Genomic DNA, 5,999 nt, shown 5'->3' on the forward strand with positions numbered 1-5,999 from the left:
GCACTTCTTCTCGATCTTGTACCCAGAGGGGCAAATTTTGGTTATTGTTCATGGAAACTTGTTAGAAGGTATTTTAAGATTTAACAGATATTATATAACTAATTTGAATGGCAGTTTACCAAAAAATATGTTACATGATTTTTTGTGTTCAAAATGTTTTTAGTTGTCTAAAAAAAAGAATGTCAAATAATCTTTATCCTATAACCAACAATTTTGTATCAAGTTAAAGTTTTATTTACTACTTTTATGTTTAGCACACAAATCTTAATATTTATAGGAATAGATAAATTGATAAGATTTTACTAATAATTTACAAGGTTAAAATTATGTCTTTTAACTATATTAATGAGATCACAACCCCTGAAAATTTGGCGAAGTTTGCTGATTTAGTGAAAATTGCTGGAGGGGCGGGGCAAGATGTTAGTAGTGCCTTTAAAATTAGTGATCGATTTTTAGGTACAAAACCGATGGAATTGTGTGTTAGGGCGGTAATGAGTGAATCTAATTCGGCGGAAATAGTTAAGGAAAAATATATTGGTTTAGAGTATGATTTAGACGCAATGTTAGCCATGCCGAAACATTCTCTTGGTTGGACTTATGCTAAAATAATGAGTACATTAGGTTATGATCCTCAATTTTATCCCCCGGCAAAACCAGAAATGAACGATGAAGAATATGTGCATTTTCGAGTATTTAAAACTCACGATATTCACCATATTTTAACAGGGTTTAGTCTCGATAATTTTGGGGAATTAGGAGTAATTTCTGTGACAGTTGCACAAAGTCGTTTCCCCGGTTTTTTGTTTATTGATTTACTTTCTTTATTGATTAGTTTTTTTGCTTCTGACAAATTAGTATCGGAAGCATCTTTACCCGAAGAGCAAATTAAAACTTTAGGTTATAAATTTAAGTTAATCTCTCAAGGTTTAGAAATAGGGGAATCTGCAAAACCTTTATTTCCCGTAAAATGGGAGGAATACTTTGAACGTCCTTTAGATGAAGTGCGAAAAGAATTAAACATCATTCCTGTTACTACTGGGGCTTATAGTTGGTATAGTAATCCTACGTTACAAGAGGCGATCGTTTAACAGAAAATATTGTTATAGAGGACTAGTATATTATGTCCTTGTTACTTGTTTATACTATTTTAAAAGAAGATCATTTAGAGTTTTTAAAACAGATTTTTTGACTAATAACAAAATAATTTACTGATCTTCTCTTTCGGCTAAAACCTCATCAATCGCCATTGCTTTGGGGGATCGTCTGACGTAATTCAGCACAATCTCAAGGATCTTCTGTGTACCGTTTTCGGAAGTTGTTAATCGAAAAGAGCTTTTGGTTTAAATTCTACTTCATAATCATTATCAAAAAAGCTATAATCTTGACGAAGCTTTATATAACAGTTAGAGAAATTATCATACAAAATGTGGGCTATGCCCACCCTACGGATTAATTCATTATTACTAATTATTTCTTACCGCTTCTAAAATGCGAGAATAATAAAAGCTGGTGCTAGTCATTCCCGTGCGTTTAATTTTAAAACCGTTACTTTTAAGAATATTAATAATATCTTCTTCTTTATGTTGGTAAGCACGAGTAGCTTTACTTGGTCCAGGGAAAAATTCACCAATACGTTTTAAAATGGTTAAAAAGAAGGTTTTTGGTGCAAAACTAAGAATTAATCGAGTTTTAGCTAAGGATGACAAATGTTTAATCATGTCTGCCGCTTCATTAGTAGGATAATGAATTAACACATCTAAACAAATAACAGTGTCAAACTCACCCCTAATAGATTCTAAATCCTGCACTGCTACCCTTATATTACGAGGATTTTCTAATACTTGTTTTATCCTCTCGGCAGCTTCTCCTACCATTTTAGATGAGATGTCACTGGCAAAAACTGTCGCCCCTTCTTCGGCTAAAGGTATGGTTAAACTACCAACTCCACAACCGGCGTCACAGATAGATAATTGCGATAAATTTCCGTCATCTTTTAACCAACCTACCACTGTATCAATAGTTTGCTGATGCCCTATTCTTATATCTAACTGTACTTTATTGACGTTTCCGTTACCGTAAATGTTACGCCAACGATCAAAACCAGTAGCATTAAAGTAATCTTTGACAATAGTTTTGTCATCTTGAGCTTTTTTCAATGTATTAACCATTTTTTTTGATATATTTGAAATTAAATTTTTTGAATTCAATTTACTAATTTATCATTGTTTTGAGTTTCAGGTTTTACATTTACTTTAAAGGACATTTTCAGGTAAACTGCATAAAAGTTGAGTTATCATAACTACCTTGAAATTACCATCTAAAATTAGCTACTTATTTCCCTATCTGCGTCAAGAAGCAAAGACTATCAGTCTAGCGTTTATTTGTACTATTGGTTTTACTATCTTTTGGCCCATTTTAGCATGGTTAGCAGGGCGCATGGCTGAATATGTTGGCAAAGGGGACATTAACTCTATTATCTATTTTGCCGGATTTGCCGCCATTGTCTTTATTCTTAGAGGTGCGATACAATACGGGCAAGATACCTTAATGGCAAAAGCTGCACTAAAAATTGCCCTTGATTTGCGTAAGTTAGTTTATGCCCATTTACAGACTTTGAGTTTAAATTATTTTGAAGTAGCAAAAACAGGAGATTTAGCTTATCGTTTGACAGAAGATATTGATAGAATTGGAGAAGTTATTAATAAAATTTTTCAGCAATTTATTCCTAGTATTCTGCAATTAATTGTGGTTTTAGGGTACATGATTTATGTAAATTGGCGATTAACTGTTGCTACATTTATTGTTGCTCCAATCATGGCAGTTTTAATTACTTTATTTGGTGCTCAACTATTAGAATTGACAAGAAAAAGTCAAACTCGTGTCTCAAATTTATCTGCATTGATTACTGAAGTTTTTTCAGGTATTAGATTAGTTCAGGCTTATACAGCAGAAGAATATGAAATTAATCGCTTTGCCTTGGAATCTGAAAATAATCGTCAAAGTAAATTAGCGGCAGAAAGAATTAAAGCCTTACAATTTGTAGTAATCGGTTTTTTAGAAGCCATGAGTGTCATTTTTCTTTTCTTTTTAGGTGCATGGCAAATCTCAGCACAAAACATGACAGGCACAGATTTTGTTAGTTATATTGCTGCGGTTGCTTTACTAATTGATCCTATTTCGATTACAACTAATAATTATAATGAATTTAAACAAGGACAAGCATCTGTTGAGCGTATAGTAGAATTACTTGATCTTCAACCTTTAATTATAGAAAACAAAGACGCAATTTCTTTTTCAAATATTAACGGATTAGTCGAGTATCGTAACGTCACTTTTGCGTATAATATTGATCAACCTGTCTTAAAAAATATTAATTTAACTGCCAAGCAAGGAGAAGTAATTGCCTTAGTTGGCGCTTCTGGAGCAGGAAAAAGTACCATAATCAATTTACTACCTCGTTTTTATGATGTGGTATCAGGAGAAATTTTAATTGAAAATAAGAAATACAAGACATAGACATATAAAAGTTTATAAAAACAAATTGGTACAGGTCCCATAGATACTCAGTTAATCACAGGCACTAGTGCTGAAAAAATCGCGTATTGTTGCACTAATGTCGATATAGAAGGAGTAGAAAAAGCAGGAAAAATAGCTAATGCCCATCAATTTATTAGCACTTTTTCTCAGGGTTATTATACCTATGTGGGAGAAAGAGGAATTAGCCTTTCTGGTGGGCAACGTCAAAGAATTGCCATCGCTAGGGCTATCTTTTTAAACCCAAAAATATTAATCTTAGATGAGGCGACTTCTTCCTTAGACTCAGAATCTGAAGCATTAGTGCAGGAAGCATTAGAGCGTATTATGGAACAACGTACGGTTTTTGTTATCGCCCACCGTTTAGCCACTGTCAGAAAAGCTACTAAAATATTAGTCTTAGAACATGGTACAATTGTAGAATCTGGTACTCATGAAGAATTATTAGCCCAACAAGGCAGATATGCCCGTTTTCATGCCCAACAGTTTTTAAACAATTAGGGATTAAATTGTTAAGAGGGAAGATTTCTAAGGTAATTAATCATTACTTATTATAATTGTGATCGCATCCTTTTTAACTCATGAAGAAAAAAAGACTAAATGAAAGATATAATTGATCAAAAAGCAATAAAAAATAGACAAGATTTGGTTCTAAAAATTCAGAGCTAGTACTAGATAAGCAATTATTGAATATAACTGATATAAACGGTAAATAATTGCTATAATAATAGTTATCCAATATTTTAGTAATTCATGGAATATGCTAAACTGCAAATCGCCGCTAAACAGTGGAAAGTCCATTACAGAACTATCCTTGCATGGGCAAACCAAGAAAAAATCAAATACATTACTCTCCCTAGTGGCGCTCGACAATATGAGCTACCTGCCCAAACACCTATTAATCAAACGGTTGTCGGTTATATACGGGTTTCTAGCCACAGTCAAAAGCAAAATCTCGTCACCCAAAGAGAACTTCTCTTACATCAATATCCTAATGCTGAGATTATCTCTGAAACTGCTTCAGGACTCAATTTTAAACGAAAAAAGCTATGGAATATCATGGAACGAGCAATTACAGGAGATGTCGGATGTGTTGTGGTCACACACAAAGATAGACTCGCTAGATTCGGATTTGATTTCATCGAAAAACTCTTGGAACGATTCGGCTGTAAACTCGTGGTACTCAACAAACTACATACCAGTCCAGAACAGGAACTCGTACAAGATATTCTCGCCATCATCCACGTCTTCAGTTCCAGACTCTACGGATTACGAAAATACAGTAACGAACTCAAAAAACTACAGAATGTTACTCAATCCTCATCAGAAGAAACTAATTAAATTCTGGATGAAAGAGAACAAAATATTGTACAATCAAGCCCTTTTTGAACTGAATAAACATCAAGGTTTTAGTCATTTAGGAAAAGCAAAAGGCACAAAAGAACAACAATTTCAAACTCTTTGGGGGCAAGTTTATGGATGGCGTAAAAACGTGCCTGTCAAAATACAACATCGCACTATTTATCGAGCTTATAAAGCATGGGTAAATAGCAAAATTGATAGTAAAACAAAACAGAAAATAGCTCAATATTTTGAAGGTAGATATTTTACTATTGAAACAGCTCCAAAAGGGTATAAAAAAGGTAAATTATATCCTAAATTTTGGGGTAATTTACCCGAGATAATTCTACTTTATAACCATCGAAAAGTAAGCCTAATAGGAGAGAATTGTTTAACTATATCTTGTCGTTATGGACGATTATATCTCTCACAACCTAATACAGAAAAAGTATTAATCAAAAAGACAGGAAAAGTAATAGCCATCGACCCTGGCATTAGAAGTTTTGCTACTATGTTTGATGGTGAAAATGGCTTTCTTCTTACTAATGAAAAAGACTTAACAAGACTAGCAAAAATACAAGCCTATCATGCTAAGTTGCACAAAAAAGTAAAGCAATTAGATAACTGGTTTGACAAGAAAAAGGTTTATTATAAAATGTCAAGACTCAAAAGAAAAATGAGTAATTTAGTGAAAGATTTACACAGAAAATTAGCTGGGTTTTTAGCAAAGAATTACGACCTGATTTATATTCCTTCTTATCGAGTAAAAAAGATTTATGCTAAAAATAAATCAAACAAAACTAATCGGAAAAATCAACTAAATTGGAGTTGGTATAAATTTGTTCAAGAACTAGAGTATCGTTGCGCTAAACATGGCTCGGTTGCGATTGTAGTTTCTGAATCTTATACCTCTAAAACTTGCTCTAAATGTGGTAAAATTCACCCTAATTTAAGGGGTGCAAAAATATTTAATTGTCCTCATTGTAATCATAAGCTCAATCGAGATCTTAATGGGGCGATCAACATATTTTTTAATTCCCTGTTTTTACAGGGCTGTCTCGGCTAATAGACTGTGTTTTAGGAATATAAAAGATTATTCAATTATATTCATTAAAAATTAGCAC

At 33.0% G+C, this 5,999-nt stretch carries 4 protein-coding genes and 1 pseudogene; 4 read left to right on the forward strand and 1 reads right to left on the reverse strand.

The genetic code is table 11. The annotated features are described in order from the left end of the window. Positions 1 to 326 precede the first annotated feature (326 nt). Positions 327 to 1,088: a Coq4 family protein gene (locus FWJ34_RS17420; RefSeq protein WP_308256612.1), complete on the forward strand. Its 762-nt coding sequence runs from the start codon at positions 327 to 329 to the stop codon at positions 1,086 to 1,088. 375 nt (positions 1,089 to 1,463) lie between these two features. Here the strand turns inward: FWJ34_RS17420 and bchM are convergent, their stop codons facing one another. Beyond that, positions 1,464 to 2,168, reverse strand: coding sequence for a magnesium protoporphyrin IX methyltransferase (bchM, locus tag FWJ34_RS17425; protein WP_308256613.1), 705 nt, complete (start codon positions 2,166 to 2,168; stop codon positions 1,464 to 1,466). Between the two features lie 136 nt (positions 2,169 to 2,304). On the opposite strand from bchM, the pseudogene FWJ34_RS17430 reads away from it, so the two are divergent. The 3 genes and pseudogenes from FWJ34_RS17430 to FWJ34_RS17440 all read left to right on the forward strand — a co-directional run bounded on the left by FWJ34_RS17430 (position 2,305) and on the right by FWJ34_RS17440 (position 5,941). Next, positions 2,305 to 4,035: pseudogene (locus tag FWJ34_RS17430) on the forward strand (ABC transporter ATP-binding protein). Between the two features lie 252 nt (positions 4,036 to 4,287). After that, entirely contained in the window at positions 4,288 to 4,875 is a 588-nt protein-coding gene (locus FWJ34_RS17435) for an IS607 family transposase (RefSeq protein WP_308256614.1), read from the forward strand. Between the two features lie 7 nt (positions 4,876 to 4,882). After that, a complete protein-coding gene (locus FWJ34_RS17440; RefSeq protein WP_308256615.1) occupies positions 4,883 to 5,941 on the forward strand; it encodes a transposase in 1,059 nt (352 codons plus the stop codon). Positions 5,942 to 5,999: the final 58 nt, after the last annotated feature.

Origin of the sequence: Geminocystis sp. GBBB08 (genome assembly GCF_016743215.1) — a bacterium.
Lineage (GTDB): Bacteria > Cyanobacteriota > Cyanobacteriia > Cyanobacteriales > Cyanobacteriaceae > Geminocystis.

Excerpts from the sequence above, each read along its gene's own strand:
- FWJ34_RS17420 (WP_308256612.1), top strand. The coding sequence starts at position 327 with ATGTCTTTTAACTATATTAATGAGATCACAACCCCTGAAAATTTGGCG.
- bchM (WP_308256613.1), bottom strand. The coding sequence starts at position 2,168 with ATGGTTAATACATTGAAAAAAGCTCAAGATGACAAAACTATTGTCAAA.
- FWJ34_RS17435 (WP_308256614.1), top strand. The coding sequence starts at position 4,288 with ATGGAATATGCTAAACTGCAAATCGCCGCTAAACAGTGGAAAGTCCAT.
- FWJ34_RS17440 (WP_308256615.1), top strand. The coding sequence starts at position 4,883 with ATGAAAGAGAACAAAATATTGTACAATCAAGCCCTTTTTGAACTGAAT.